The organism is Legionella longbeachae (genome assembly GCF_004283175.1).
In the GTDB taxonomy this organism is placed as follows: Bacteria; Pseudomonadota; Gammaproteobacteria; order Legionellales; family Legionellaceae; genus Legionella; species Legionella longbeachae.
Window position 1 is genome coordinate 13886 of the sequence record NZ_RXNW01000005.1, and the last position, 25526, is coordinate 39411.

The following is a 25526-nucleotide window of genomic DNA, read 5'->3' on the forward strand; positions in this document are numbered from 1 at the left end:
TAATCAAAAGAGACAGATCGGAGTTAAGTATAAATGGCTACTATTAATCAGTTAGTAAGAAAGCCTCGTGTGGACGTAAAGAAGAAAAGTAACGTGCCTGCACTGGAATCATGTCCACAACGACGTGGAGTATGTACGCGTGTTTACACTACTACACCTAAAAAACCTAACTCAGCTATGCGTAAGGTTGCTCGTGTGCGTTTAACCAATGGGTTTGAAGTAACATCCTATATTGGTGGTGAAGGCCATAACCTTCAAGAACACTCTGTAGTTCTTATTAGGGGTGGTCGTGTTAAAGATTTGCCTGGTGTGCGTTATCACACAGTTCGAGGTAGCTTAGATACATCAGGTGTTAACGATCGTAAGCAAGGTCGTTCAAAATATGGTACTAAGAAGCCAAAAGATAAAAAATAACTGATTGTAGGAAATAGAAATGCCTAGAAGAAGAGAAGTCCCCAAAAGAGAAATTTTGCCAGATCCAAAGCATCACAGTGAGTTGTTAGCAAAATTCATTAACGTGCTCATGGTTAGTGGAAAAAAATCTGTTGCTGAAAAAATAATCTATGGCGCTTTATCTGTTATGGAAGAGCGTGTTAAAAAGATGAAAAAGACAGATGATGAGAGCGGTGAATCTGGTAGTGCGAGTGGTTCTGCCACAGTTCTTCGTTACTTTGAAGATGCTTTAAACAATGTTCGACCAAGTGTTGAAGTTCGTTCACGCCGAGTAGGTGGTGCTACATATCAAGTGCCAGTTGAAGTTAGAAATGATCGAAGTATTGCGTTAGGCATGAGATGGATCGTTCAAGCTGCACGAACTCGTGGTGAAAAAGGTATGATGTTACGCCTGGCTGGGGAACTGCTGGATGCTTATGAAAGTAAAGGTTCTGCAGTAAAAAAACGTGAAGATACCCATAAAATGGCAAAAGCTAACCAGGCATTTGCTCATTTTAGATGGAACTAAAAGAGAGGTAGTCCGTGTCTACTCCATTAAAACTATATAGAAACATAGGCATTGCAGCGCACGTTGATGCAGGTAAAACAACCACAACTGAACGCGTACTGTATTATACTGGTATGTCTCATAAGATTGGTGAAGTTCATGACGGCGCTGCAACAATGGACTGGATGGTTCAGGAGCAGGAACGCGGTATTACTATTACCTCAGCAGCAACAACATGCTACTGGTCAGGTATGGATAAACAGTTCGAACGACATCGTATTAACATCATCGATACACCAGGACACGTTGACTTTATGATTGAAGTGGAGCGATCTTTACGTGTATTAGATGGTGCAGTCGTAGTGTTCGATTCGGTTGCTGGTGTAGAACCTCAATCAGAAACAGTATGGCGACAAGCGAACAAATATGGTGTTCCACGAATTGTTTTTGTTAATAAGATGGATAGAATGGGTGCAAACTTCCTTAGGGTAGTTAGCCAAATCAAACAAAGACTAGGTTCAAACCCTGTAGTTGTTCAGTTACCAATTGGAGCTGAAGAAGAATTTAAAGGGGTTATTGACCTCATCAAAATGAAGGCAATTCATTGGGATGAAGAAAATAAAGGTATGACTTTCGAGTATAAAGATATACCTGCTGATCTTAAAGATCAGTGTGAAGAATATAGAGCAATGCTTGTAGAGGCAGCTGCAGAAGCTACTGAAGAACTAATGGAAAAATATCTTGAAGGCCAAGAGCTTTCTGAAGAAGAAATTCAACAGGCGTTACGTCAATTAACCATTAGTAATGCGGTTGTTCCAGTTTTCTGTGGTTCTGCATTCAAAAACAAAGGTGTACAAGCTGTACTGGATGGTGTTATTGAATATTTACCATCACCAATTGATATACCAGATGTACAAGGCATTGATGAGCATGGTGATGAAGCTTCTCGTAAAACAAGTTATGATGCACCATTCTCAGCCTTAGCTTTTAAAATTGCTACCGATCCATTTGTTGGAACGTTAACCTATTTCAGAGCCTATTCTGGTGTCCTAAAAAGTGGGGATACAGTATTCAACTCTGTTAAAGGTAAAAAAGAGCGTATTGGTCGCTTATTACAAATGCATGCCAATTCGCGCGAAGAAATTAAAGAAGTTAAAGCAGGTGATATTGCTGCGGCAGTTGGGTTAAAGTCTGTGACTACTGGAGATACATTGTGTGACACTGAGCATGTCGTCATACTAGAACGAATGGACTTTCCAGACCCTGTTATTGCTGTAGCTGTTGAGCCCAAGACAAAAGCCGATCAAGAAAAAATGGGTATCGCGCTTGGAAAGTTAGCTCAAGAAGATCCTTCTTTCCGTGTTCATACTGATGAAGAGTCAGGGCAAACCATTATTGAAGGTATGGGTGAACTTCATTTAGAAATTATTGTAGACCGTATGAAGCGGGAATTTAATGTTGAAGCCAATGTTGGTAAACCTCAGGTTGCGTATCGTGAAACACTTAAGCAACCAATAGAGCAAGAAGGCAAATTCATTCGACAATCAGGGGGTCGTGGTCAATATGGTCATGTCTGGTTGAAGATTGAACCCCAAGAGCCGGGTAAAGGCTATGAATTCGTCAATGCAATTGTTGGTGGTGTTATTCCTAAAGAGTATATACCCGCAGTTGACAAGGGAATTCAAGAGCAAATGCAAAATGGTGTTATCGCTGGTTATCCAGTAGTGGACGTGAAGGTTACATTATTCGACGGTTCATTCCACGAAGTGGATTCTAGTGAAATGGCATTTAAAATTGCTGGTTCTCAATGCTTCAAGCAAGGTGCATTACGAGCTAAACCAGTATTACTTGAGCCGATAATGAGTGTCGAAGTTGTAACCCCAGAGGATTATATGGGGGATGTTATGGGCGACCTTAACAGAAGACGTGGTTTGGTTCAAGGAATGGAAGACTCACCAGCAGGAAAAATTGTTAGAGCAGAAGTTCCACTCGCAGAGATGTTTGGTTACTCGACCGATTTACGTTCTGCTACTCAAGGAAGAGCAACTTATACTATGGAATTTTCTAAGTATGCGGAAGCACCAACTAACATTGCTGAAGCAATTATTAAGAAACAATAAAAAGTTAACGAGGTTATTGAAATGGCGAAGGAAAAATTTGAACGTAAAAAGCCACATGTGAATGTGGGAACGATCGGTCACGTAGACCACGGTAAGACCACATTAACAGCGGCGATTACCACGATTATGGCGAAGAAGTTTGGTGGTATAGCAAAAGCATACGATCAGATCGATGCTGCACCAGAAGAAAGAGAGCGAGGCATCACAATCTCAACAGCGCACGTTGAATACGAATCAGCGAACAGACACTATGCGCATGTTGATTGCCCCGGACATGCTGACTATGTGAAGAACATGATTACAGGTGCTGCACAAATGGACGGAGCGATACTTGTAGTATCTGCAGCAGATGGTCCTATGCCTCAAACTAGAGAACATATTCTATTGTCACGACAAGTAGGGGTGCCCTACATAGTAGTGTTTATGAATAAGGCGGACATGGTTGATGATCCAGAGCTCTTAGAGCTTGTAGAAATGGAAGTCCGTGATTTGTTGAGCAGTTATGATTTTCCTGGTGATGATATTCCAATTGTTGTTGGATCTGCATTGAAAGCATTAGAAGGTGATACCAGTGATATTGGGGTGCCAGCAATAGAGAAATTGGTAGAGACTATGGATTCTTATATTCCAGAGCCTGTAAGAAACATTGACAAATCGTTCTTATTACCGATTGAAGATGTATTTTCAATATCTGGCCGAGGAACAGTAGTAACAGGACGTATCGAAAGCGGAATTATCAAAGTTGGCGAAGAGATCGAAATTGTAGGAATTCGTGATACTGCAAAGACTACCTGTACTGGTGTTGAGATGTTCCGTAAGTTATTAGACGAAGGACGTGCAGGTGATAACGTTGGTATATTACTCCGTGGAACAAAACGAGACGAAGTTGAGCGTGGTCAGGTATTAGCCAAACCAGGTACAATTAAGCCTCACACTAAATTTGAAGCGGAAGTATACGTGTTATCTAAAGAAGAAGGTGGACGACATACCCCGTTTTTCAATGGATATAGACCACAGTTTTATTTTAGAACAACAGACGTAACAGGAACTTGTGATTTACCATCTGGAGTTGAAATGGTAATGCCTGGAGATAACGTACAGTTGGTTGTAAATTTACATGCACCCATTGCGATGGATGAAGGTTTACGTTTTGCAATTCGGGAAGGTGGCCGTACTGTTGGCGCCGGTGTTGTCGCTAAAATTATCGAGTAATTACAATGAGTAGCAATCAAAACATTAAAATAAGATTAAAGTCCTTTGATCATCGGTTGATTGACTTATCAACTCGAGAAATAGTGGAGACTGCAAAGCGTACTGGTGCACAAATTCGTGGACCAATACCATTGCCAATTCGCAAGGAAAAATTTACTGTATTGACTTCACCGCATGTTAATAAAGATGCTCGAGATCAATATGAATTACGTACCCACAAACGCCTGGTCGTTATCGTACATCCAACTGAAAAAACAGTAGATGCATTGATGAAGTTAGATCTGGCTGCAGGGGTTGATGTTCAGATAAGCCTTGACGACTAATTTTAAGGTGAAGGATATTAAAGAGGTGTTACAATGATGATCGGTTTATTAGGCCGTAAAATCGGTATGACTCGAGTCTTCATGGCAGATGGAGTGTCAGTTCCTGTTTCTGTTGTTGAAGTACATCCTAATCGAGTTTCACAGGTTAAGACAATAACCACAGATGGGTATTCTGCTATTCAATTGACAGGCGGTGCAAAAAAGCCAGGAAAGGTTAATAAACCTTTAACAGGTCATTTTGCAAAAGCAGAAATTGAAGCTGGAGATATGCTCGTTGAGTTTCCAGTAGACTCTGAAGATAAATTTACTGCAGGCCAAGTGATTTCTATCACAGATGTTTTTACAGCAGGCCAATTCGTTGATGTGTCAGGTACTACAAAAGGCAAAGGCTTTGCAGGTACCGTTAAACGATACAATTTTAGAACACAAGATGCTACTCATGGTAACTCTAGATCACATCGTGTTCCTGGTTCTATTGGTCAAAACCAAACTCCTGGCCGTGTTTTTAAAGGCAAAAAAATGGCGGGACACATGGGGAATGTTCGTTGTACAGTTCAAAGTCTTGAACTCGTACGTGTAGATGCTGAAAGAAATTTACTTCTAATTAAAGGTGCTATACCTGGTGCACCTGGTACAAGAGTAGAAATTAAGCCTGCAGCTAAAAAGCAAGCACGAGGTGAGTGATGGAAATTACTACGATAGATACAAAATCAACATTAGCACTGAACCAAGATGTATTTGCATATGGTTACAATGAAGGCTTGATTCATCAAGCCGTTGTAGCGTATATGAATAATGCACGTAGTGGTAATAGCGCTCAAAAAACTCGCGCTGAAGTAAGAGGCGGTGGAAAAAAGCCATGGAATCAAAAAGGTACAGGTCGTGCACGTGCTGGTACGATTAGAAGTCCTATTTGGAGAACTGGTGGCGTAACCTTTGCATCTAAAAAGAGAGATTATTCACAAAAACTTAATAAAAAAATGTACAAACGTGCATTACGTAGTATAATCTCCGAACTTTGTCGCACAGGCAACCTGTTAGTCGTCAGTGACTTTCAATGTGAAAGTAAGAAGACTAAAGATTTCATCAACAAAATGAATCAGCTAAATGTAACAAATGCTCTGATTATAATGACCGAAGTTGGTGAAAATGAATATTTTGGATCAAGAAACTTAATTGATTATGATATTTGTGACGTTACAACTGTAGATCCGGTATCCTTATTAAGATTTGAAAAGGTTGTTGTTACAGAAGCTGCAATTAAAAAAATTGAGGAACAGTTACAATGAACGCTGAAAGATTGTTGATGGTTCTACGGGAGCCACATACTTCTGAAAAAGCTACTGTCATAGCGGATAAGCTTAAACAGTTTACTTTCAAAGTATTGAAAAATGCAACTAAGACTGAAATTAAAATGGCGGTAGAAAATATATTTAACGTAAAAGTTAAAAATGTATCTGTTGTTAATGTGAAGGGAAAAACAAAGCGTTTTAAACAAATGAACGGAAAGCGAAGTGATTGGAAAAAAGCTTTTGTAACTCTTCATGCAGATCAAGATATTGACTTTACAGCTACCGAATAAGGCAGATTAAGATGGCACTATTAAAATCTAAACCTACATCGCCAGGTAAGCGTGGCGAGTTACGAGTGGTTCATCACCACATTCACAAGGGTAAACCTCACGCAGCTTTAGTTGAAAAACTAAAGAAAACAGGCGGAAGAAATAACCAAGGTAGAATCACTGTAAGGCATATTGGTGGTGGACAGCGGAATCAGTACCGGATTATTGACTTTAAACGTAATAAAGATGGTGTTGAAGCACGTGTAGAGCGCATTGAATATGATCCCAACAGAACTGCCCTTATTGCTTTGATTGTTTATAAAGATGGTGAACGAAGATATATTATTGCACCAGCCAACTTGAATGTTGGAGATAGTGTTGTCAGTGGTGCTGATTCACCTATAAGCATTGGAAATTGTTTGCCATTGAAAAATATTCCTGTCGGTACTACCATTCACTGTGTTGAAATGAAACCAGGAAAAGGGGCACAAATATTACGAAGTGCTGGTGCCAGTGGTCAAATTGTTGCAAAAGAAGGTGTTTACGCAACATTAAGGCTGCGTTCAGGTGAAATGCGTAAAATCCATGTTTTATGCAAAGCAGTAATTGGGGAAGTTAGTAATAGCGAGCACAGCTTACGCTCATTAGGTAAAGCAGGAGCTAAACGTTGGAGAGGTATTCGTCCAACTGTACGTGGTGTTGCTATGAACCCTGTTGATCACCCACATGGTGGAGGTGAGGGACGTACTTCTGGTGGACGTCATCCTGTATCACCTTGGGGAGTACCAACTAAAGGTTATAAAACCCGAAGTAATAAGCGTACTGATGATTTTATTGTCAGAAGACGCAAGAAGAAATAATTATTGAGAGGATATCAAGTGGCTCGTTCTATAAGAAAAGGTCCTTTTGTTGACCATCATTTGATTAGCAAAGTTGAAGCTGCAATCGAATCTAAATCAAAAAAACCAATTAAAACTTGGTCAAGACGTTCAACAATTGTACCTGAAATGATTGACCTTACAATTGCAGTACATAACGGTAAAGATCATATCCCTGTTTATATTACAGATAATATGGTCGGTCATAAATTAGGTGAGTTTGCCATGACTCGAACATTTAAAGGTCATTCTGGTGACAGAAAGGCTAAAGGCAAATAAGAGGATATGATGGAAGTTACAGCTAAATTGAAAGGTGCTCCCTTATCCGCTCAAAAGGGCAGATTGGTAGCAGACATGATACGAAATATGAAAGTATCTGGTGCGCTTGATGTCCTCAAGTTTACACCAAAAAAAGGTGCTCAATTAATGCTTAAGTTGTTGGAATCAGCTATAGCCAATGCTGAAAATAATAACGGGGCAGATATTGATGATTTAAAAGTGGGTATGGTCTGCGTTGATGAAGCAATGACATTAAAACGCATTAGTCCCAGAGCTAAAGGACGTGCAAACAGAATTTGCAAACGTACCTGCCATATCACGATTAAAGTATCTGACGAGGAATAGCAATGGGACAAAAAGTTAACCCTATAGGCATTCGCCTAGGTATTATTAAAGATTGGAATTCCAAGTGGTTTGCTGGTAAAAAATACGCTGAGTTTTTAATTCAGGACATAAAGTTACGTACTGAGTTAAAAAAGAAACTTATGGCTGCTGCTGTAAGTAAGATTCTTATAGAGCGTCCAGCGAATAATGCTGTTGTAACAATACTCACTGCAAGACCCGGTATCATCATCGGTAAAAAAGGTGGTGGTATTGAAGCCCTACGTGCTGAGATATCCAGCAAATTAGGTGTTCCCGTTCATCTTAATATTGAAGAGATTAAAAAACCTGAGCTGGATGCTACGCTTGTTGCTGAAAGTATTGCACAACAATTAGAACAGCGAGTTATGTTTCGACGAGCTATGAAACGTGCAGTGACTGGAGCACTTAAAGCAGGTGCAAAAGGAATTAAAATTTGTGTTAGTGGACGACTCGGTGGAGCGGAAATTGCGCGCAGTGAGTGGTATCGTGAAGGTCGCGTACCGTTACATACCTTTAGAGCAGATATAGATTATGGTACAGCAGAGTCTAAAACTACCTACGGTATTATTGGCGTAAAAGTCTGGATCTACAAGGGTGAAGTTCTGCCACAGAAGAAAAGATCAACTGACAGTGCGCAGTAAGTGAGGATTAAGAATCATGTTACAACCGAAACGTACAAAATACCGAAAACAGATGAAAGGTCGTAATAGAGGTTTAGCATTACGAGGCAGTAACATCAGTTTTGGTGAATTTGGTTTAAAAGCGTTAGAACGTGGCCGATTGACTGCCAGACAAATTGAAGCAGCTCGTAGAGCAATGACCCGTCATATTAAACGCGGTGGGAAAATTTGGATTAGAGTGTTTCCAGATAAGCCTATTACTCAAAAGCCTTTAGAAGTGAGACAAGGTAAAGGTAAAGGTAGTGTCGAATATTGGGTTGCTCAAATACAACCTGGCAAAGTTTTATTTGAAATGGAAGGCGTATCCAGAGAGCTTGCGATGGAAGCTTTTGACCTGGCTAAAGCCAAACTTCCTTTCAAAGTGATATTCGAAGAAAGGAAGGTGATGTAATGAAAAAAATTAATGAATTACGCAATTTATCAATTGAAGAATTGCAAAATGAATTACTTTTATTACGTAAAGAACAATTAAATTTACGAATGAAAAAAGCAAGTGGCTCACTAGATAAAACTCATCTTATCACTATGGTGCGTAAATCAGTGGCAAGAGTAAAAACAATGTTGACTGAAAAGGCAGGTAAGTGACATGTCTAATAGTGAATCAAATGCCAGAACGTTAGTTGGAAAAGTTGTTAGTGACAAAATGGATAAAACTATAGTCGTGATGATTGAGCGCTCTGTTAAACATCCAAAGTATGGAAAAATAATTAAGCGTAGAGCTAAATTTCATGCCCATGACGAAGAACAAGTATGTCAAATTGGTAATATAGTTAAGATTCGTGAGTCAAGACCACTCTCTAAAACAAAAAGCTGGGTATTAGTTGAAGTAATTTCTTAATCAACAATGTTGATTTACTTTTAAAACCCTAAAAGGCCTGATATAATCAGCAACCTTTTTCTGGTCGTAATCAGAGCTGGAGAATAAAATGATCCAAATGCAGACAGTGCTCGAAGTTGCTGATAATAGCGGAGCACGTAAAGTTATGTGTATTAAAGTGCTTGGTGGCTCACACCGAAGATATGCTCGTGTAGGGGATATCATCAAAGTGAGCATTAAGGACGCGATACCAAGAAGTAAAGTGAAAAAAGGTGCGGTGATGAAAGCTGTAGTAGTTCGAACAGCACAAGGTGTTCGTAGAGATGATGGCTCTTTAATACGCTTTGATGGCAATGCAGCTGTACTTTTAAATAATCAAAACGAGCCAATTGGTACTCGTATTTTTGGCCCTGTTACTCGCGAGCTACGAGAGAGATTTATGAAAATAATATCTCTAGCTGCAGAAGTTTTGTGAGAAGGATTGAGATATGAAACGCATTCAAAAAGGCGATGAAGTAATTATAATCGCTGGTAAAAGCAAAGGTCATAAAGGTAAAGTGTTACGTGTGACTGAAAATGGTGTTGTAGTTGAAGGTGGAAATTTAATTAAGAAACATGTTAAAGCAAATCCACAGAAACCAGAACATAAAGGTGGTATTATCACTCTTGAATCACCTGTACACGTTTCAAATGTTGCTCATTACAATCCAAACACAAAGAAAGCAGATAAAGTAGGATTTAAATTTATTGAGAGTAACGGTACAAATAAGAAGGTCAGATATTTTAAATCTGACAATGAAATAATTGACCGTGTTTGATTAGGTGATAGAAATGACAAGACTTAATGAAATTTACAAAAAAGAAATTGTCCCTATGATGATGAAGCGGTTCAACTATTCCAGTGTGATGGAAGTACCTAAATTACTCAAAGTCACTTTAAATATGGGTGTTGGCGAAGCAGTAGGTGACAAAAAAGTAATGAATCATGCAGTTGAAGATATGACTTTAATTGCAGGGCAAAAGCCGGTTGTTACAAAAGCAAGAAAATCAATTGCTGGTTTTAAAATTAGAGAAGGTTGGCCAATAGGATGCAAGGTAACGCTCCGAAGGCAGCGTATGTATGAATTTTTAGACAGGTTGATTTCAATAACTTTACCTCGTGTAAGAGACTTCCGGGGTTTAAATCCTAAGTCTTTTGATGGAACTGGTAATTACAGTATGGGAATACAAGAACAAATCGTGTTTCCTGAAATTGATTACGATAAAACAGATGGTATTCGTGGTTTAGATATTTGTATAACTACAAGTGCAAAAACTAATGAAGAAGCTAAAGCTTTATTAGAGGCCTTTAACCTTCCATTGAAAGATAGAGATAAAAAATAAGGGTGAAATTGTGGCTAAAAAATCAATGCTTATGAGAGAGCTAAAACGTAGCAAACTCGTAGAAAAATACAAAAAACGCAGAAATGAATTAAAAACGTTAATCAAGTCATCAGACGATTTTCAAGTAATTATGGATAGCCAGGCTAAATTAGCTAAACTTCCTATAAATTCAAATCCTGTTCGTTATAAAACACGGTGCAAACAATGTGGTCGTCCACATGCTGTATATCGTAAATTTAGCCTTTGTAGGATTTGCTTAAGACAACAACTAATGGTTGGTAATATACCAGGCGGAAGAAAATCCAGCTGGTAATTTTTATTGGAGAACGATTGTGAGTATGCATGATCCAGTTGCTGATATGCTGACCAGAATTAGAAATGGTCAACAAGCAAAACATCAGCAAGTAACTTTAACATCTTCAAAATTGAAGGAAGAAATTGTTCGTGTTCTAAAAGAAGAAGGGTATGTCGAAGACTTCTTTGTTGAATCACTTGATAATAATCTTAAATTAATGACGATTAAACTGAAGTACTACCATGGTAGACCTGTTATCGAATTAATAAAAAGAATAAGCAGACCTGGTTTGAGAGTTTATAAATCTTATAAAGAACTAACTTCAATACCTGGTTTTGGTGTGGCCATATTGTCTACATCCCAAGGTATAATGACACATATATCTGCTAAGATGAAAGGCGTTGGTGGTGAAGTCATTTGTGAAGTGGCTTAATACTTGCGAGGAATAATATGTCTAGAGTAGCAAAAGCCCCAGTAGTTCAACCAGCCAATGTAGAAATAACATTAGGTGAAGGTGAAATTACTGTAAAAGGGCCTAAAGGAACATTAACCCAAAAGATAAATCGGTTAGTGAAAGTAAGTAAAAATAATGAGGCTAATCATATTGAATTTGCTCCTGCAGCTAATGACCCTAAAGCTTGGGCACAAGCAGGAACTGCGAGAGCGATTGTAAATAATATGGTTAAAGGCGTTACTGAAGGATTTGTAGTAACACTTGAATTGGTTGGTGTTGGGTATAGAGCACAATCAAAGGATAAATCAATCACTTTATCTTTGGGTTATTCTCATCCTATCGAATATCATTTGCCACAAGGTGTTTTAGTGGAAACTCCAAGTAATACAGTAATATTACTCAAAGGTGTTGATAAACAAATTTTGGGGCAAGTTGCTTCTGAAATACGCGCATTTCGTCCACCTGAGCCATATAAGGGTAAAGGTGTTAAACTTGCTGGTGAGTATATTGTTCGTAAAGAAGCGAAGAAGAAATAAGGTTTAAGCTATGAATAAACAAAACTCACGTATTCGACGTGGATTAAAAGCAAAGGCACTGATTCGCAAATCTGGTAGAGTAAGATTGGTAGTGCATAGAAGTGGACTACATATCTACTCTCAAATTGTTCGAGCTGATGAGCTTGGAGATAAAGTATTAGTTGCTTGTTCAACTAATGATAAAGAAATACGAGCCAGTCTATCCGGTAAATGTAAAGTAGAACAAGCGAACCTTGTTGGTAAGTTACTAGGCAAACGTGCAAGTGAGCATGGAATTACTGAGGTCGCGTTTGATCGAGCTGGTTATAAATATCATGGCCGAGTGAAAGCCCTTGCAGAAGGTGCACGCGAGGCTGGATTAGATTTTTAAGGAACAACTATGGCATTCGATGAATCATCACCTAAATCAGATGGCTACCAAGAGAAATTAGTATCAGTTAATCGTACTGCTAAAGTTGTCAAAGGCGGACGAGTTTTTGGCTTTGCTGTTCTTGTCGTTGTTGGCGATGGTAAAGGTAAAGTTGGATTTGGTAGAGGTAAAGCTCGTGAAGTTCCAATAGCTATTCAGAAAGCAATGGAACAAGCTAAGAAAAACATGGTATATATACCATTAAGTGGTTCAACTATTTATCATGAAATCACTTGGAACTATGGAGCCTCTAAAGTATTTATGAAGCCAGCCAGTGAAGGTACAGGAATTATTGCTGGTGGTGCAATGAGAGCAGTTCTTGAAGTTTTAGGTGTCCAAAATATATTAGCTAAAAATATAGGATCTACAAATCCAAGCAATATTGTACGCGCTACAATTGCTGCTCTAACTAATATTGGTACCCCTGATTATGTTGCGGCCAAGCGTGGTAAAACTGTTGAAGAAGTAATGGCGGGCTAATTATGGAAAACAAAATTAAAATTACTTTAGTAAAAAGCACTATAGGCAGAAAGCCTAAACATATTTCAATTGTAAAGCAATTAGGTTTGAGTAAAACTAATTCAAGTGTAACTCATAACGATACTCCAGCAATACGTGGTCTTATAAATCAAGTTGATTATCTGTTGTTGGTTGAGGAGAGTGTATAATGAATTTAAATTCACTATCACCTGAGCCAGGTTCACGTCGTCCTAAGAAGCGACTCGGTCGTGGCATAGGATCTGGGCTTGGAAAAACGAGTGGTAAAGGGCACAAAGGACAAAAGGCTAGAGCTGGTGGTTACCATAAAATTAACTTTGAAGGCGGTCAAATGCCTATTCAAAGACGTTTACCAAAAATGGGTTTTAAATCACGAGTGGGTAGAACAGTTGATCAAGTATGTTTAAGTGAACTTGAACAGTTATCTGTAGATGTAATTGACTTAAACGTTTTAAAAGATGCAGGTATCGTAAGTCGTTCTATCAAAGATGTAAAAGTTATCTTATCTGGTGAATTAACTACTGCCATAAAACTTAAAGGTCTGAGGGTCACTAAAGGAGCTCGTGCAACCATTGAAGGTTTAGGCGGCAGCGTAGAAGAGTGACTATGAAAAACCAAAAGCATAATACAGGCCAATCACGTGGTGGATTGGCTGAGCTAAAATCAAGATTGTTTTTTGTTGTTTTAGGCATTTTAGTTTATCGACTAGGTGCACATATACCTGTGCCAGGATTAGATCCAGCTCGATTAGCTAATTTCTTTAATGAACAACAAAACACCATTTTTGGCTTGTTCAATATGTTTTCTGGCGGAGCCTTATCACGGGTAACCGTTTTTGCCATAGGAATTATGCCATATATTTCCGCATCGATTATTCTTCAACTTTTTACTGTAGTCTCTCCAAAGCTCGAACAGTTAAAAAAAGAAGGTGAGTCTGGAAGAAGAAAAATAAACCAATATACTCGTTATTTAACGCTACTGTTGTCAATTTTTCAATCTTTAGGGATGGCTCGATGGCTGGCTGGTCAACAAATTGCCCTGCAAGCTGACTTTTCATTTTATTTTACTGCCGTAGTTACATTGGTTACAGGTACAATGTTTTTGATGTGGTTAGGTGAGCAAATTACTGAGAAAGGCGTTGGCAATGGTATTTCTTTGATCATTTTTTCAGGTATTGTCTCAAGTATGCCTACTGCTATTGCATCGGTTCTACAACAGGTTAAAGAAGGCCAAATGCAAGCGCTAACTCTTGTTATCATTGCAGTAGTTGTAGTTGTCGTGACTGGTTTTGTAGTGTTTATGGAACGTGCCCAGCGGCGAATCAGGGTCAATTATGCACAAAGGACACAAGGTAGGAAAGTTTATGCTGCACAAACAAGTCATTTACCTTTAAAAATTAATATGTCGGGTGTTATACCACCAATTTTTGCATCAAGCATTATACTCTTGCCTGCTACTTTAGCGCAGTTCTTTTCGCATACTAAGGGTATGGGTTGGTTAGCTGATGTTGGAATGGCTTTGTCTCCCGGACAACCATTATATTTAATCGTATATGCAGTAGCTATTATATTCTTCGCGTTTTTTTATGCAGCTTTGGTGTTTAACCCCAAAGATACTGCGGATAATTTAAAAAAATCTGGTGCATATATCCCTGGAATCAGACCAGGTGAGCAAACTACAAAATACATTGATGCTGTTATGACTCGTTTAACGTTTGTTGGCTCAATTTATCTGGTTTTAGTTTGTCTTTTACCTCAGATTTTAATGTATACATGGCATGTCCCTTTTTATTTCGGCGGAACGTCATTGCTGATTATCGTAGTTGTTATTATGGATTTTGTAGCTCAGGTACAAGCTCATTTAATGACACAGCAATATGATTCTTTAATGAAAAAGGCTAATTTTAAAGGTACAAAATTACCTGGTCTTTTATGATCTTTATCGGAGTTAGGAATGAAAGTAAGAGCATCTGTAAAGCGAATTTGTCGCAATTGTAAGGTTATTAAAAGAAGTGGCACGATACGAGTTATTTGTAAAGATGCCAGGCATAAGCAAAAACAAGGTTAATAACTTTGCTTGATTTAATTTTATAAAAATAGTATTCTTCTGTCCCTTTCGACAGAACAAATAACGTTCGGAGAAGTTAATGGCTCGTATTGCAGGAGTAAATATACCAGATCACAAACATCTTGTGATTGCTTTGACAGCAATTTATGGTATTGGTAAACCTACATCTATAAAACTATGTTCAGCAGTTGGCATTGATCCTTCCAAAAAGGTTTCAGAATTAACAGATGCTCAACTAGAGTCTTTAAGAACAGAAATTGCTAAAATAACTGTTGAAGGTGATTTACGTCGTGTTGTAACAATGAACATTAAGCGACTTATGGATTTAGGTTGTTACCGGGGTTTGAGACATAGAAGAGGACTGCCTGTACACGGCCAACGTACAAAAACTAATGCACGTACAAGAAAAGGTCGCAGAAAAGGCACCACCGTTTGATATTTCATGTAGGATAGTAAGATGGCAATAACAAAGTCAAAACAACAAAAAGTACGCAAAAAAGCAAAACGTGTTGTATCAGATGGTATAGTACATGTTCATGCATCTTTTAATAATACCATAGTGACTTTCACTGACAGACAAGGTAATGCACTTTGCTGGGCAACATCAGGTGGCTCAGGGTTTAGAGGTTCAAGAAAGAGCACCCCTTACGCTGCACAGGTTGCAACTGAGCGTGCTGCTGCTGTCGCTAAAGAATATGGTATGAAATCTGTAGCTGTATTTGTTCATGGTCCTGGCCCTGGTCGAGAGTCCACTATTCGTGAATTAATATCTCAGGATTTCAAAATTGTTGAAATAACCGATGTTACTGGTATCCCTCATAATGGGTGTAAGCCACCTAAGAAACGTCGTGTATAAGACTCAGGAGTAATTAATGGCTAGATATCTTGGTCCAAAATGTAAATTATCACGTCGCGAGGGCTGTGATTTATTACTGAAAAGTGGTGTGCGTGATCATAAATCAAAATGTAAATCAGAAAAGTTACCTGGACAACATGGTGATAAGAAACCTCGTCTAAATAACTATGGTTTACAGCTTAGAGAGAAACAAAAAATCAGAAGATTTTATGGCGTTCTTGAAAAGCAATTCCGTGGCTATTATAAAATGGCTGCACGTATGAAGGGTGCTACAGGTGAAAACCTGATGACTCTTCTTGAAAGACGTTTGGATAATGTTGTTTATCGTATGGGTTTTGCAAGTACTCGTGCTGAAGCGCGTCAATTAGTAACGCACAAAGCCATATTAGTTAATGATAAAATAGTTAACGTACCATCATATTTAATTAAGCCTGGTGATGTTATATCTGTGAGACAAAGAGCAAAAAATCAAGGTCGCATTCAAGCTGCTTTAGCTTTGTCTGAGCAAAGAGTACCATGTGATTGGCTTACTGTAGATACTTCTTCATTTAAAGGAACTTTTTCTACAGCACCAACGTTAACTGACTTATCTTCAGACTACAACGTAAACCTGGTTGTAGAACTTTACTCTAAGTAAGCTCGGAGAAATAGCTGAATGTATACTGAAATCAATGAAATGTTGACACCTAATGTTCTTAAGGTACAGGCTGAATCGCCTTTTAAAGCTAAAATAGTTTTAGAACCTTTGGAGCGCGGCTTTGGTCATACTCTCGGCAATGCTTTGAGACGTATATTATTGTCTTCTATGCCTGGTAGTGTAATTACAGAAGCTTCAATTGAGGGTGTTCTTCATGAGTACAGTACAATTGAAGGTGTACAAGAAGATGTTGTTGATATACTGCTGAATCTTAAATTGGTTGCAATTAAAATGACAGTAGGTGAAGAGGCTCTAATAACCCTTAATAAGCAAGGTCCTTGTCAAGTTACCGCTGGTGATATTCAATTATCTCATGGACTGGAAGTTGTTAATCCTGATCTTGTTATTGCTAATTTGAACGAAAAGGGCAAATTAAATATGACAATGAAGGTTGAAAGAGGAATTGGTTTTCACAGTACTGACTCATTTATTGGACATTTTGATGATGAAGTAGAGAGAAAATCTGTTGGCAAACTCAAAATTGATAATAGCTTCTCACCTGTCAGAAAAGTAGCATATTATGTTGATAGTGCTCGTGTTGAAAATCGTACCGATTTGGACAAGCTGACCATTGAATTAGAAACTAACGGGACAATTGATTCAGAAGAAGCAATCCGTATTTCAGCTAGCATTTTACAACGGCAGTTACATGCTTTTGTTGATATGAGATTTGAAGAGTCACGATCAGATCAAAAGGAACGTAATGATTTTGATCCTATTCTTTTGCGTTCTGTAGATGATTTGGAATTAACTGTTCGTTCTGCGAACTGTTTGAAAGCAGAAAATATTCATTATATAGGCGATCTGGTACAACGAACTGAAAATGAACTTTTAAAAACTCCTAATCTTGGTAAAAAGTCTTTAACTGAAATTAAGGATGTTTTGGCTTCCCGTTCATTATCGCTTGGTATGAAGCTTGAGAATTGGCCGCCAGCAAATCTTGGCGAATAAAGTTTAGGAGTTTTGTTATGCGTCACCGTAATTCAGGCCGTCGTTTTGGCCGTACAAGTAGCCACAGAAAGGCTATGTTTGCAAATATGTGTTGTTCTTTAATTGAGCATGAATTGATAAAGACTACTTTGCCTAAAGCAAAAGATCTTCGTCGATACATAGAACCATTAATCACTGTTTCTAAAGTTGATTCAGTTGCAACACGTAGACATGCATTTGATATATTAAGATCAAAATCTGCAGTAGGTAAGTTGTTTACTGATTTAGGACCACGTTTTGAGAAACGCCCAGGTGGTTATATACGAATTATAAAATGTGGTTTTAGAGATGGCGATAATGCACCTATGGCAATTGTTGAGTTATTAGACAGACCAGTTTCCAGTGCGGATGCTGAAGAATAATTAAATTGCTAACAAGAACTTAAAAAAACCCGCTTAAGGCGGGTTTTTTATTAAGGTATGTTAACTATTCATCCCCGCTGCCTAAGTATATGGACTCATCGGTTTTTGCAAGTAATGAACTAGTGAAAAGAGAAGTATTTGCATACGTATATCCGACCATTAATGAGCGAGTTATTTCATCCATTCAGGTTTTGATGATATTCGGACTCTGTATCCTTCTCATGTCGTCGGACATTTAATCCATAGTAGGCGAGAGGTATTTTCAGAATAGGTTTTAACCTATTCGCATCAGCTGTTATTTGCAATACCAGGGTAAGTCTTTTATACCTCCACGTTTGTTTATGTGCAGTAATAATCGTGTTTTTTTATAATCAGTTTGTTTTTTGCTGATTGTAAAAAAGGTAGATGCAGCGCTAAATGATGCTGCTTTCTCATGTATCAAGCTTTTCTTGAAGCACAAAGCTTTAAATGGTCAACGTCTTTATCACCATAAATCATAATAGCCCACATATGGTGTGTATTTTTGGCCATCGCGGCAGCTGCTTTATTATATCCATGCTCATTATGGACTCACTTCAGCTAGCAGTTAAAGTAAACTTTTTTTTGCTACATTCTTTACCATGGCTCGCTCACCCGACACCAGACAACTACGAATATATCGGACACCTCGTTTACTTAAGGAATCAGATATTGTTTCCCTCCGCTCGAATGTTCTTTTGGAACTAATCCTAAAAGGCAGAAAAGTGACGTAAATATCCTCGCATTCGATTAGCTAATGCTGTTCTATAATTTACTAAGTTTTCTCGATAACGATGCAGCATGTGCACTTTTTGTTGCTTGATGCTCTTGGTTGATATCGATGGCATATTATCTTGAAGCAGCGCAATAACAATGGCAAGTGCATCATTTTTATCATTCGTATTCCCTTGAACAATCGGTTTCACATGTTGCGGGCTAATATGTGTAACGTTTGTCCGTAGTACATACATTTACACGAACTATAATTTGCACTTCCACCCGCTTCCATCGCAATGTTACAAGATGACAGATTTGCTGGAAAATTAGGTAGCGCAGCTCGATTTCTTTTTTTCCAAGTACCTTCTCCCCATACTCATTATCACCGTGCAATTGAAAAACATGTTTTGTTAAATCTATCTCTAATAAAATAACATTCTTCAAAGACCCCCCTTTCTTTTTTAGTTTCTGTGACGAAACCATTTTGGCGCATCTAAAAGCCGTTTAAAAGGGAGGATGAGTCCATATCATTGTGCCGCGACTTGTTTTGCGTTGTTGCATATCCCTGGTTCTCTGTCAGCCCCCATAGGGGCTACTTACAAAACAGCCACACTTTTAGGTAAACCTGGTTTAATCATTTTATTGATAATCCGATATCGACTTAATCCTGCCTACCCTCCCATTAGATCATACAATTGGCACAGACATTTCAATAAGTATAATAGAATAAATAGCAGCAAATATTCTTTGAGTCCTAATCAATTTGCCTTGTTTTTTTCGGTGGTTTTCATGAGATATTAGTAGGAATTGCTGCCCTATGTATAAGGGCAGAAAATACTTAAAAAGAGTTGCTACTCCGATACGACTTAGAATGGAACATCATCATCTAATTGATCAAAAGCATCTTGTGGGACTTGTTGGGTAGGTTGTTTTTTTGTAAAGTTTTGGTTGCTTGGTGCAAATTGGCCTTGTGGGATATCATCAAAACTTGATGATGCTCCTCCTTTGCTATCTAACATTTGTATGTCGTTGGCAACAATCTCCGTAGTATATCTATCTTGTCCTTGTTGATCTTGCCATTTTCTGGTTCTTAAGCTTCCTTCGACATAAAGTTTTGATCCTTTGCGCACATATTCGCCAGCAATTTCCCCTAAACGATTAAAACAAACCACCCGATGCCATTCGGTTCTTTCTTGTTTTTCACCAGTAGCCTTATCCTTCCATGCTTCACTGGTAGCGATTGAGAGTGTAGTTACTGCATTGCCATTAGGTAAATATCGTACGTCAGGATCAACACCTACGTTACCAATGAGTATCACTTTGTTTATTCCACGTGCCATTCATTTTCTCCTGTATGCGAAAGTTAGGAGGAGAGTATACCTAATTTATATAGGGCTTGCACAGGAATTGAATTAGGCTTTTGCATACCTAACAGGCGTTGATATTAGACTAGGTCATATGATTAGGAGCTCATATGATATCTACATGGATAATTATTTCTCATTATGTCTATTGACTCTCACGCTACGTGATGGTTTAAAATCGGCTTTGAGGTGTTAACTGAATGAAATTTTATCAAATTAAAGAAATAAGTCAGATGACTGCGTTATCAATAAGATCATTGCAATATTATGATGATATTGGTTTATTAAAGCCCGCTAAGCGTTCAGCCAGTGGTTATCGTTTATATTCAGATCAGGATCTTATACGCTTACAACAGATCACTACCTTAAAATTTTTAGGCTTTTCCTTATCAACGACAAAGAAAATTATCGAAAATCCAAATTTTGATTTAATGACTTCTATGCCTATTCAAGCACGTGAGCTGAAAGAAAAGGCAGCACGCATTAATGAGGTTGCGTCCCTCCTAAACTATATTTCCAGCCAAATGGAAATGAATCAACCTGTAAATTGGAAAAGCACCGCCAAAATTATAGAAATATTGGAGTTAAATAATATGAATGATCTTGTTTTAAAAAAATATCAAGATGTAGAAGAAAAATCAGAGTTAGGAAAAAAATCAATATATGATGATTCTTACAATCCTAATCGATTATATCCTATTCCACGCTCTGGGAAACGACAAGAAATAGGAATAGAGCCTACCCAACTTCCTTTCTACGGATTTGATTGTTGGAATCATTACGAAGTTTCCTGGCTTAACGCCAAGGGAAAACCTATGGTTGCAATAGCTGAAATATACTATGACTGTAGTTCACCTAATTTAATTGAATCCAAGTCACTAAAACTTTATTTTAATTCTTTTAATAACACTCGCATTCAAAATGTCAGTGAGTTACAAAATATTGTCAAACGGGATTTACAAGAACGGATAGAGGCGGAAGTGGGGGTAAACATTTATCTTTTAGATAATGTAAATCAATTTGCGATACAACCTTCATTTATTGGTGAATGTATAGATGACCTTGATATAGAGTGTTCTGTCTATCATGTGGAGCCTTCATTTCTTTCAGTAGGCACTGAATCTGTTACAGAAACTTTATACTCCAATTTACTTAAGTCAAATTGTTTAGTAACAAACCAACCTGATTGGGGCAGTATACAAATTAGTTACAAAGGCAAAAAGATAAGCCGTGAAGGTCTATTACGATATCTTGTTTCATTTCGAAATCATAATGAGTTTCATGAACAATGTATTGAGCGCATTTTTGTAGATATTATGAACCGTTGCCAACCCGAATTATTGACAGTTTATGGACGATATACCAGGCGTGGCGGTTTGGATATTAATCCTTATCGTTCTACAGAAAAGAACTTGTTTCCAGGAACAAATGTACGTTTGGTGCGCCAGTAAAGTCATCTTTTAACCGCGATTTGAGTCCACAACTCTCAAATCCTAGATTATGCTTATGAAAAATCTGCAAAGTTAACCATCATTAAATTCATCTGGCTTTAAGGTATTCATATATGAAATAGTTAATATTTTATTAATATTTATTGGTTAAAATAAGGCCACACTGACTAAATATGTATTTTATGAAAATTTTATATATACCGTTTACTTTTGAAGATTCTCTATTTGATTTAGAAGCCAAAGCCAGTAAATGGCGAAAAGATTACGAGTCTAAAGGAAAAGAGGTCGTCGTGATCTATCATGACAGTAATGAAATTGTTCAAAGCGAAAAAGTTCAAACTGCCTTGAAAGAAGGCAATTGTCAGATTTATATTTTAAGCCATGGTATTAATACTCCCAAGTTATTAGTAGGGAATCAAACTAAAGAAGATGAAAACTATAAGGAGTTGACTATAGATGAGGTTGCTGAGAATTTTAAGAGTGATTTAATGATAGAAGGATTTAGTAACGCTAATATTGTAAAGTTATTTTTTTGTGATGAATATGCAAAGAAGAATAAACCACGTCAAATGGCTGAACAATTTCGTACCCAATTAGGTGAATCACACCAATCTATGGAAATAAAGTATTATACTGACGTGAGCATAGGTTTACCCGGTACTGCGACAGATGGTCTATTAAGCTCCAAAGGTGCCGTAAGAGCATTTCAGATGAAGAATGATTTATTTTGTTTTAACTTCTCGGGGTTAGTTGGACGGGCACGCGCTTTTCGTCAAGGCTTGGATGTCGTAGAAGATACGTCACCATATAGTTTTTTTTCAAGTGCCCCCACGCCAGTGAAATACCCTAAATTTTCTCATCCTGTTTTAAATCATTTAGCGCATGAATTAGTAAAAATGATTCAAAATGACAAATTCTTTTCAAAAAATCAATCAATGATTATAGATGAATTGCTAGCGAGTTTGCCGCTTGATATTTCAGATTATTTAGTAGACTCAATTACTATTAGCGGAAAAAACATGAAGTTTGAAATGCTGATCAATAGATCTCTTCTTGAAGCATTTTTAATAAAATCAGGCGTTATTATTGAAGATAAGCCCATCATTTCACCTTCAAAAGGGGCAAATTCGAAACAATCCTGGATTGATGAAAGCGATTATCTTGGGGCGATTGATACTTCATTTACAGCTTTTCATGGAGATAATTCTTTTGCGTTGACTGATTATGAAGAAATGCTTGACAGCGAGGAGCAGATAGAGCATAAATCAACGCTAATATGAGCTGATTATCGGATTGATAATGATTTATTTATACATTCCATTCAAGTTGAATGAAGAAAATAAGAAATTAATCAAACATGCAAATCAATGGTGCAAAACAGCATACGAAGGACATGATGTTTCATGTGCTATTTTAAGTGCTGATGACACATTCCCCATCTCTCAGGACTCTAAAAAGATAAAAATCTATATACTAGCCTATGAAGCCGATGGAAAGTCTGGGATGTTAGCATCTTTACCTAACTCTATATCATGCAAAACTATTAATTCAAAGGAATTAGTAGAACGCTTATTACAATCAAGATTACCTGAGGTTGGTTCTGTAGAAATCAAATTATGTATTAGGCAAAATGTAGATAATGATTGTTCATTGATTTCATCCGAATTAATCAGAAACTATTTGCTAAATGGAAATTATAAAAATCCAAATTTATCAATTCAAGTTCAATCTTCTGCAGATCCTTTCCCAGGAGAAACGAACAAACTGGCCTATCGCACACTAACCGGCACCATTCCTCTGTTTTTTAAGGTAGACAAGGAAGTGATACCTAATGCCGAGTACCCTGTGCTTGATGTGGATGCTGCTCCTGATCCCAAGGAAGAGAATGGTGTTAGGCAGGCAAATTTGCTGCGGGCGTAAGAATATCCTCCGCACTGCCGGCAATATAATGCTTTTTGTCAATACGTAAGTAGATAGCCCCTTCTTCCAGGACAAGTGCAGCTTCAATAATTCCTTGAGTATTTAATAATTGCGCTAGTATATCTTCCCTTTTTTCAGGCCAAGGATAATGAAGAATGAGCGTTGAAATATAGAGATTAGGTTTCATCGCGCAGGCAACAATTAACCATAAAAGACCTAAAACAGCATTGGTGATAAAAATGCCTTGGCTGCCATTCCATTGGAATAAAAGACCAGCAAAAGCTCCCCCTAGAAAAAGTCCGAGAAATTGGCTTGTAGAATAGATTCCCATGGCAGTACCTTTGCTTTGAGGATTTGCCTGTTTCGAGATCAGTGATGGTAAAGCTGCCTCAAGGATATTAAAGGCAATAAAATAAATCAGCATAATGAGACACAAAGCCAGCCAATTTTGGAGCGTATAAATAAACAATAATTGAGTTGCAGCAATGACAAAAACGGAGGAAAGAAACACACCCTTCATTTTCCCCTTTTTTTCAGCAAGCACAATACATGGGATCATGAGGATGAACGATAGCAACATAATCGGTAAATAAAAATGCCACTGCTGAGTTAAATGACCTTGTTCTACTTGTCTTTTTAAGATAAAAGGAATCACAAAAAAAGTAGATGTAAGAATAAAATGTTGGCAAAAAATACCAAAATTAAGGCGTTGCAATTGCGCATTGAAGATAACGTTCTTTAAGAGGGCAGGATTGGTTTCACTGTCAACATGAAAGCGCTCTTTTATTGGTTTGGGTATGACGCAGTGTAGCAGAATAATACCGAATACGGCTAATAATGTAGTAAGATAAAAAATTCCTGCCAAGCCAAAATGATGGGTAAGCGCTGGACTCACCACCATAGCCAGGCTAAATGAAGTACCTATGGACATACCAATAACTGCCATCGCTTTGGTGCGCTGTTCCTCGGGAGTTAAATCTGCAAGTAATGCAATAAGTACACTGCCAATGGCTCCAGTTCCTTGGAGCGCTCGCGCAACTATCATCCCATAAATAGAATGGGTTAATGCTCCGATAAAGCTACCGCAAGCAAACAAAACCAAGCCCACCGTGATTATTGGTTTTCTACCCAATTTATCAGAGAGCATACCAAAGGGTATTTGCAGCAATCCTTGCGCAAGACCATATATCCCAAAGGCAAAACCTACCAAAGCAGGTGTTGACCCCCGCAAATCTTCAGCATAAATACTAAATACAGGAATTAGAAAAAATAAACCTAACATACGAAAGGAAAAGATGGCTGCGATAGGAAATACAGTTTTAGACCAGGAAAGCTTCATTCATTAATATATATGTAATCTAATCATGTGCCGATAGTACAAAGTTAGCACTCTAGAAACAAGATATTTAAAAATTTAATGCGTTAAACATTGCTTTATCAAAGAATACGCACGAAAATGTAGCTTTTTTGAGTTATTCATTTATTGGTGTTATCTTAACCAGTTGTACAAATTTTTGTAAATTAAAAATTGAGGAATGCTATGAGTTTTGTTTTTGCAGATAAAGTAGGATTAATTACTGGCGGTGCTCGAGGCATCGGCAAGGCGACTGCATTAAAGTTAGCTCAAGCAGGGAGTGATATTGCTGTTGTCTATTATAATAGTTCTGATGAAGCTCAAGTTTTGGTTGAAGAAATACAAGCCATGGGTCGTAAAGCAATTGCCCTACAAGCTAATGTAGCGGATCATCAGTCTGTAAAGGAAATGTTTGCTCAGTTTAAAGAGCATTTTAACCAGCTTGATTTTTTAATTAGTAATGCTGCAAGTGGGGTTTTAAAATCAGCCCTTAAGATGTCTACCAAGCATTGGCGCTGGTGTTTGGAGACTAATGCCCTGGCTTTAAATCATCTGGCTGTTGAAGGACGTCCACTGATGCCTAAAGGAGGGCGTATTATTGCTTTATCAAGTCTGGGGGCTCATAGAGCAATCCCTAATTATGCCTTTATTGGAGCCTCTAAAGCTGCTCTTGAATCTTTAGTACGCTCATTAAGTCTTGAGTTAGCAGTTGATGGAATTACGGTTAATACTGTTTCTGCTGGGGTTGTGGATACAGACGCATTGAAACATTTTCCGAATAGGGAGCAATTACTCGATGAGTATCAGGCTCATTCCTTATCAGATAGACCGCTAACAACACAAGATGTGGCTAACGCTATTTATCTTTTGTGTTTACCAGAAGCGGCAATGATAAATGGACATACTTTATTTGTTGATGCAGGATATAGCCGAGTTGGTTAATCCAATCTTTTTTATGCTTTATGCCTTTAAGAAAAAATAT

The 25526-nt window shown here is 37.9% G+C and carries 39 protein-coding genes and 1 pseudogene; 37 read left to right on the forward strand and 3 right to left on the reverse strand.

Annotated elements, in window-relative coordinates:
• The first annotated feature begins 33 nt into the window (after positions 1 to 33).
• From rpsL to rplQ, 32 genes are all read left to right on the forward strand, one after another.
• Positions 34 to 414, forward strand: a complete 381-nt coding sequence (gene rpsL / locus EKG34_RS06010; RefSeq protein ID WP_004450478.1) for a 30S ribosomal protein S12 — start codon at positions 34 to 36, stop codon at positions 412 to 414.
• A 19-nt stretch (positions 415 to 433) separates the two neighbouring features.
• Positions 434 to 961 (forward strand): 30S ribosomal protein S7, encoded by a 528-nt coding sequence (gene rpsG, locus EKG34_RS06015; RefSeq protein ID WP_004450467.1) that lies wholly within the window; start codon positions 434 to 436, stop codon positions 959 to 961.
• Between the two features lie 14 nt (positions 962 to 975).
• Positions 976 to 3060, forward strand: a complete 2085-nt coding sequence (fusA, locus tag EKG34_RS06020; RefSeq protein ID WP_004450465.1) for an elongation factor G — start codon at positions 976 to 978, stop codon at positions 3058 to 3060.
• A 21-nt stretch (positions 3061 to 3081) separates the two neighbouring features.
• Positions 3082 to 4272, forward strand: a complete 1191-nt coding sequence (gene tuf / locus EKG34_RS06025; RefSeq protein WP_004450463.1) for an elongation factor Tu — start codon at positions 3082 to 3084, stop codon at positions 4270 to 4272.
• 5 nt (positions 4273 to 4277) lie between these two features.
• A complete protein-coding gene (gene rpsJ, locus EKG34_RS06030) occupies positions 4278 to 4595 on the forward strand; it encodes a 30S ribosomal protein S10 (protein ID WP_003633094.1) in 318 nt (105 codons plus the stop codon).
• A 33-nt stretch (positions 4596 to 4628) separates the two neighbouring features.
• Entirely contained in the window at positions 4629 to 5279 is a 651-nt protein-coding gene (gene rplC / locus EKG34_RS06035; protein ID WP_003633092.1) for a 50S ribosomal protein L3, read from the forward strand.
• Positions 5279 to 5884: a 50S ribosomal protein L4 gene (gene rplD, locus EKG34_RS06040; protein ID WP_003633091.1), complete on the forward strand. Its 606-nt coding sequence runs from the start codon at positions 5279 to 5281 to the stop codon at positions 5882 to 5884. Before rplC ends, rplD begins: the two co-directional genes overlap by 1 nt.
• Positions 5881 to 6177 carry a 50S ribosomal protein L23 gene (gene rplW / locus EKG34_RS06045; protein WP_003633090.1) on the forward strand — a complete coding sequence of 99 codons (297 nt, stop codon included), beginning with the start codon at positions 5881 to 5883 and terminating at the stop codon, positions 6175 to 6177. The genes rplD and rplW overlap by 4 nt, the downstream gene beginning before the upstream one ends.
• A gap of 11 nt (positions 6178 to 6188) precedes the next feature.
• Positions 6189 to 7016 carry a 50S ribosomal protein L2 gene (gene rplB / locus EKG34_RS06050; protein ID WP_003633089.1) on the forward strand — a complete coding sequence of 276 codons (828 nt, stop codon included), beginning with the start codon at positions 6189 to 6191 and terminating at the stop codon, positions 7014 to 7016.
• A gap of 18 nt (positions 7017 to 7034) precedes the next feature.
• A complete protein-coding gene (rpsS, locus tag EKG34_RS06055) occupies positions 7035 to 7313 on the forward strand; it encodes a 30S ribosomal protein S19 (RefSeq protein ID WP_003633088.1) in 279 nt (92 codons plus the stop codon).
• A 9-nt stretch (positions 7314 to 7322) separates the two neighbouring features.
• Positions 7323 to 7658, forward strand: a complete 336-nt coding sequence (rplV, locus tag EKG34_RS06060) for a 50S ribosomal protein L22 (RefSeq protein WP_003633087.1) — start codon at positions 7323 to 7325, stop codon at positions 7656 to 7658.
• Between the two features lie 2 nt (positions 7659 to 7660).
• Positions 7661 to 8317, forward strand: coding sequence for a 30S ribosomal protein S3 (gene rpsC, locus EKG34_RS06065; RefSeq protein ID WP_003633086.1), 657 nt, complete (start codon positions 7661 to 7663; stop codon positions 8315 to 8317).
• A gap of 16 nt (positions 8318 to 8333) precedes the next feature.
• Positions 8334 to 8747 (forward strand): 50S ribosomal protein L16, encoded by a 414-nt coding sequence (gene rplP, locus EKG34_RS06070; protein ID WP_003633085.1) that lies wholly within the window; start codon positions 8334 to 8336, stop codon positions 8745 to 8747.
• Positions 8747 to 8941: a 50S ribosomal protein L29 gene (gene rpmC, locus EKG34_RS06075; protein ID WP_003633082.1), complete on the forward strand. Its 195-nt coding sequence runs from the start codon at positions 8747 to 8749 to the stop codon at positions 8939 to 8941. Before rplP ends, rpmC begins: the two co-directional genes overlap by 1 nt.
• A 1-nt stretch (position 8942) precedes the next feature.
• Positions 8943 to 9194 carry a 30S ribosomal protein S17 gene (gene rpsQ, locus EKG34_RS06080; protein WP_003633080.1) on the forward strand — a complete coding sequence of 84 codons (252 nt, stop codon included), beginning with the start codon at positions 8943 to 8945 and terminating at the stop codon, positions 9192 to 9194.
• An 88-nt stretch (positions 9195 to 9282) separates the two neighbouring features.
• Positions 9283 to 9648 (forward strand): 50S ribosomal protein L14, encoded by a 366-nt coding sequence (gene rplN / locus EKG34_RS06085; protein ID WP_003633077.1) that lies wholly within the window; start codon positions 9283 to 9285, stop codon positions 9646 to 9648.
• Between the two features lie 13 nt (positions 9649 to 9661).
• Entirely contained in the window at positions 9662 to 9991 is a 330-nt protein-coding gene (gene rplX, locus EKG34_RS06090; RefSeq protein WP_003633075.1) for a 50S ribosomal protein L24, read from the forward strand.
• 13 nt (positions 9992 to 10004) lie between these two features.
• Entirely contained in the window at positions 10005 to 10556 is a 552-nt protein-coding gene (gene rplE / locus EKG34_RS06095) for a 50S ribosomal protein L5 (RefSeq protein ID WP_003633073.1), read from the forward strand.
• A 10-nt stretch (positions 10557 to 10566) separates the two neighbouring features.
• Positions 10567 to 10869 carry a 30S ribosomal protein S14 gene (gene rpsN, locus EKG34_RS06100; protein WP_003633070.1) on the forward strand — a complete coding sequence of 101 codons (303 nt, stop codon included), beginning with the start codon at positions 10567 to 10569 and terminating at the stop codon, positions 10867 to 10869.
• Positions 10870 to 10894: 25 nt separating this feature from the next.
• On the forward strand, positions 10895 to 11284 hold the full coding sequence (gene rpsH / locus EKG34_RS06105; RefSeq protein WP_003633068.1) for a 30S ribosomal protein S8: 390 nt from the start codon (positions 10895 to 10897) through the stop codon (positions 11282 to 11284).
• 17 nt (positions 11285 to 11301) lie between these two features.
• Positions 11302 to 11841 (forward strand): 50S ribosomal protein L6, encoded by a 540-nt coding sequence (gene rplF, locus EKG34_RS06110; protein ID WP_003633066.1) that lies wholly within the window; start codon positions 11302 to 11304, stop codon positions 11839 to 11841.
• Between the two features lie 10 nt (positions 11842 to 11851).
• Entirely contained in the window at positions 11852 to 12211 is a 360-nt protein-coding gene (gene rplR, locus EKG34_RS06115; protein WP_003633064.1) for a 50S ribosomal protein L18, read from the forward strand.
• Positions 12212 to 12220: 9 nt separating this feature from the next.
• Entirely contained in the window at positions 12221 to 12730 is a 510-nt protein-coding gene (rpsE, locus tag EKG34_RS06120) for a 30S ribosomal protein S5 (protein WP_003633062.1), read from the forward strand.
• A gap of 2 nt (positions 12731 to 12732) precedes the next feature.
• Entirely contained in the window at positions 12733 to 12918 is a 186-nt protein-coding gene (gene rpmD, locus EKG34_RS06125; RefSeq protein ID WP_003633060.1) for a 50S ribosomal protein L30, read from the forward strand.
• On the forward strand, positions 12918 to 13352 hold the full coding sequence (rplO, locus tag EKG34_RS06130; RefSeq protein ID WP_003633058.1) for a 50S ribosomal protein L15: 435 nt from the start codon (positions 12918 to 12920) through the stop codon (positions 13350 to 13352). Before rpmD ends, rplO begins: the two co-directional genes overlap by 1 nt.
• Positions 13353 to 13354: 2 nt before the next feature.
• Positions 13355 to 14683: a preprotein translocase subunit SecY gene (gene secY / locus EKG34_RS06135; RefSeq protein WP_035904568.1), complete on the forward strand. Its 1329-nt coding sequence runs from the start codon at positions 13355 to 13357 to the stop codon at positions 14681 to 14683.
• Positions 14684 to 14701: 18 nt separating this feature from the next.
• On the forward strand, positions 14702 to 14815 hold the full coding sequence (gene rpmJ / locus EKG34_RS06140; RefSeq protein WP_012978806.1) for a 50S ribosomal protein L36: 114 nt from the start codon (positions 14702 to 14704) through the stop codon (positions 14813 to 14815).
• Between the two features lie 79 nt (positions 14816 to 14894).
• On the forward strand, positions 14895 to 15251 hold the full coding sequence (gene rpsM / locus EKG34_RS06145) for a 30S ribosomal protein S13 (protein ID WP_003633056.1): 357 nt from the start codon (positions 14895 to 14897) through the stop codon (positions 15249 to 15251).
• A gap of 21 nt (positions 15252 to 15272) precedes the next feature.
• Entirely contained in the window at positions 15273 to 15671 is a 399-nt protein-coding gene (gene rpsK / locus EKG34_RS06150; protein WP_003633055.1) for a 30S ribosomal protein S11, read from the forward strand.
• A 16-nt stretch (positions 15672 to 15687) separates the two neighbouring features.
• The gene (gene rpsD, locus EKG34_RS06155; RefSeq protein ID WP_003633050.1) at positions 15688 to 16308 is read left to right on the forward strand and encodes a 30S ribosomal protein S4; all 621 of its coding nucleotides are present in this window, start codon (positions 15688 to 15690) and stop codon (positions 16306 to 16308) included.
• An 18-nt stretch (positions 16309 to 16326) separates the two neighbouring features.
• Complete coding sequence (locus EKG34_RS06160) at positions 16327 to 17319, forward strand: DNA-directed RNA polymerase subunit alpha (protein WP_003633048.1); 993 nt, start codon at positions 16327 to 16329, stop codon at positions 17317 to 17319.
• Between the two features lie 17 nt (positions 17320 to 17336).
• Positions 17337 to 17720 carry a 50S ribosomal protein L17 gene (gene rplQ / locus EKG34_RS06165; RefSeq protein WP_003633046.1) on the forward strand — a complete coding sequence of 128 codons (384 nt, stop codon included), beginning with the start codon at positions 17337 to 17339 and terminating at the stop codon, positions 17718 to 17720.
• A gap of 728 nt (positions 17721 to 18448) precedes the next feature.
• Here rplQ and EKG34_RS06170 read toward each other — a convergent pair.
• On the reverse strand, positions 18449 to 18709 hold the full coding sequence (locus tag EKG34_RS06170) for an IS110 family transposase (protein WP_003633040.1): 261 nt from the start codon (positions 18707 to 18709) through the stop codon (positions 18449 to 18451).
• Positions 18710 to 19321: 612 nt separating this feature from the next.
• Positions 19322 to 19795, reverse strand: a complete 474-nt coding sequence (gene ssb / locus EKG34_RS06175) for a single-stranded DNA-binding protein (RefSeq protein WP_003633038.1) — start codon at positions 19793 to 19795, stop codon at positions 19322 to 19324.
• Between the two features lie 257 nt (positions 19796 to 20052).
• Here ssb and EKG34_RS18555 point away from each other — a divergent pair.
• From EKG34_RS18555 to EKG34_RS06190, 4 genes and pseudogenes are all read left to right on the forward strand, one after another.
• Positions 20053 to 20172: pseudogene (locus EKG34_RS18555) on the forward strand (MerR family DNA-binding transcriptional regulator); the annotation flags it as partial.
• Positions 20173 to 20412: 240 nt separating this feature from the next.
• Positions 20413 to 21270, forward strand: a complete 858-nt coding sequence (gene queF / locus EKG34_RS06180; RefSeq protein WP_035904797.1) for an NADPH-dependent 7-cyano-7-deazaguanine reductase QueF — start codon at positions 20413 to 20415, stop codon at positions 21268 to 21270.
• A 182-nt stretch (positions 21271 to 21452) separates the two neighbouring features.
• Positions 21453 to 22550 carry a type 1 glutamine amidotransferase family protein gene (locus EKG34_RS06185; RefSeq protein ID WP_223800098.1) on the forward strand — a complete coding sequence of 366 codons (1098 nt, stop codon included), beginning with the start codon at positions 21453 to 21455 and terminating at the stop codon, positions 22548 to 22550.
• Positions 22551 to 22569: 19 nt separating this feature from the next.
• Entirely contained in the window at positions 22570 to 23190 is a 621-nt protein-coding gene (locus EKG34_RS06190; protein ID WP_003633035.1) for a hypothetical protein, read from the forward strand.
• Here the strand turns inward: EKG34_RS06190 and EKG34_RS06195 are convergent.
• A complete protein-coding gene (locus tag EKG34_RS06195) occupies positions 23162 to 24529 on the reverse strand; it encodes an MFS transporter (RefSeq protein WP_012978808.1) in 1368 nt (455 codons plus the stop codon). The genes EKG34_RS06190 and EKG34_RS06195 overlap by 29 nt on opposite strands.
• Positions 24530 to 24730: 201 nt before the next feature.
• On the opposite strand from EKG34_RS06195, the gene fabL reads away from it, so the two are divergent.
• Entirely contained in the window at positions 24731 to 25486 is a 756-nt protein-coding gene (fabL, locus tag EKG34_RS06200) for an enoyl-[acyl-carrier-protein] reductase FabL (protein WP_003633033.1), read from the forward strand.
• The last annotated feature ends 40 nt before the right edge of the window (positions 25487 to 25526 follow it).

Coding starts and splice junctions, on each gene's coding strand:
- rpsL (WP_004450478.1), top strand. CDS start 34: ATGGCTACTATTAATCAGTTAGTAAGAAAGCCTCGTGTGGACGTAAAG.
- rpsG (WP_004450467.1), top strand. CDS start 434: ATGCCTAGAAGAAGAGAAGTCCCCAAAAGAGAAATTTTGCCAGATCCA.
- tuf (WP_004450463.1), top strand. CDS start 3,082: ATGGCGAAGGAAAAATTTGAACGTAAAAAGCCACATGTGAATGTGGGA.
- rpsJ (WP_003633094.1), top strand. CDS start 4,278: ATGAGTAGCAATCAAAACATTAAAATAAGATTAAAGTCCTTTGATCAT.
- rplC (WP_003633092.1), top strand. CDS start 4,629: ATGATGATCGGTTTATTAGGCCGTAAAATCGGTATGACTCGAGTCTTC.
- rplD (WP_003633091.1), top strand. CDS start 5,279: ATGGAAATTACTACGATAGATACAAAATCAACATTAGCACTGAACCAA.
- rplW (WP_003633090.1), top strand. CDS start 5,881: ATGAACGCTGAAAGATTGTTGATGGTTCTACGGGAGCCACATACTTCT.
- rplB (WP_003633089.1), top strand. CDS start 6,189: ATGGCACTATTAAAATCTAAACCTACATCGCCAGGTAAGCGTGGCGAG.
- rplV (WP_003633087.1), top strand. CDS start 7,323: ATGGAAGTTACAGCTAAATTGAAAGGTGCTCCCTTATCCGCTCAAAAG.
- rpsC (WP_003633086.1), top strand. CDS start 7,661: ATGGGACAAAAAGTTAACCCTATAGGCATTCGCCTAGGTATTATTAAA.
- rplP (WP_003633085.1), top strand. CDS start 8,334: ATGTTACAACCGAAACGTACAAAATACCGAAAACAGATGAAAGGTCGT.
- rpmC (WP_003633082.1), top strand. CDS start 8,747: ATGAAAAAAATTAATGAATTACGCAATTTATCAATTGAAGAATTGCAA.
- rpsQ (WP_003633080.1), top strand. CDS start 8,943: ATGTCTAATAGTGAATCAAATGCCAGAACGTTAGTTGGAAAAGTTGTT.
- rplN (WP_003633077.1), top strand. CDS start 9,283: ATGATCCAAATGCAGACAGTGCTCGAAGTTGCTGATAATAGCGGAGCA.
- rplX (WP_003633075.1), top strand. CDS start 9,662: ATGAAACGCATTCAAAAAGGCGATGAAGTAATTATAATCGCTGGTAAA.
- rplE (WP_003633073.1), top strand. CDS start 10,005: ATGACAAGACTTAATGAAATTTACAAAAAAGAAATTGTCCCTATGATG.
- rpsH (WP_003633068.1), top strand. CDS start 10,895: ATGCATGATCCAGTTGCTGATATGCTGACCAGAATTAGAAATGGTCAA.
- rplF (WP_003633066.1), top strand. CDS start 11,302: ATGTCTAGAGTAGCAAAAGCCCCAGTAGTTCAACCAGCCAATGTAGAA.
- rplR (WP_003633064.1), top strand. CDS start 11,852: ATGAATAAACAAAACTCACGTATTCGACGTGGATTAAAAGCAAAGGCA.
- rpsE (WP_003633062.1), top strand. CDS start 12,221: ATGGCATTCGATGAATCATCACCTAAATCAGATGGCTACCAAGAGAAA.
- rpmD (WP_003633060.1), top strand. CDS start 12,733: ATGGAAAACAAAATTAAAATTACTTTAGTAAAAAGCACTATAGGCAGA.
- rplO (WP_003633058.1), top strand. CDS start 12,918: ATGAATTTAAATTCACTATCACCTGAGCCAGGTTCACGTCGTCCTAAG.
- secY (WP_035904568.1), top strand. CDS start 13,355: ATGAAAAACCAAAAGCATAATACAGGCCAATCACGTGGTGGATTGGCT.
- rpmJ (WP_012978806.1), top strand. CDS start 14,702: ATGAAAGTAAGAGCATCTGTAAAGCGAATTTGTCGCAATTGTAAGGTT.
- rpsM (WP_003633056.1), top strand. CDS start 14,895: ATGGCTCGTATTGCAGGAGTAAATATACCAGATCACAAACATCTTGTG.
- rpsK (WP_003633055.1), top strand. CDS start 15,273: ATGGCAATAACAAAGTCAAAACAACAAAAAGTACGCAAAAAAGCAAAA.
- rpsD (WP_003633050.1), top strand. CDS start 15,688: ATGGCTAGATATCTTGGTCCAAAATGTAAATTATCACGTCGCGAGGGC.
- EKG34_RS06160 (WP_003633048.1), top strand. CDS start 16,327: ATGTATACTGAAATCAATGAAATGTTGACACCTAATGTTCTTAAGGTA.
- rplQ (WP_003633046.1), top strand. CDS start 17,337: ATGCGTCACCGTAATTCAGGCCGTCGTTTTGGCCGTACAAGTAGCCAC.
- EKG34_RS06170 (WP_003633040.1), bottom strand. CDS start 18,709: ATGTATGTACTACGGACAAACGTTACACATATTAGCCCGCAACATGTG.
- ssb (WP_003633038.1), bottom strand. CDS start 19,795: ATGGCACGTGGAATAAACAAAGTGATACTCATTGGTAACGTAGGTGTT.
- queF (WP_035904797.1), top strand. CDS start 20,413: ATGAATGATCTTGTTTTAAAAAAATATCAAGATGTAGAAGAAAAATCA.
- EKG34_RS06185 (WP_223800098.1), top strand. CDS start 21,453: ATGAAAATTTTATATATACCGTTTACTTTTGAAGATTCTCTATTTGAT.
- EKG34_RS06190 (WP_003633035.1), top strand. CDS start 22,570: ATGATTTATTTATACATTCCATTCAAGTTGAATGAAGAAAATAAGAAA.
- EKG34_RS06195 (WP_012978808.1), bottom strand. CDS start 24,529: ATGAAGCTTTCCTGGTCTAAAACTGTATTTCCTATCGCAGCCATCTTT.
- fabL (WP_003633033.1), top strand. CDS start 24,731: ATGAGTTTTGTTTTTGCAGATAAAGTAGGATTAATTACTGGCGGTGCT.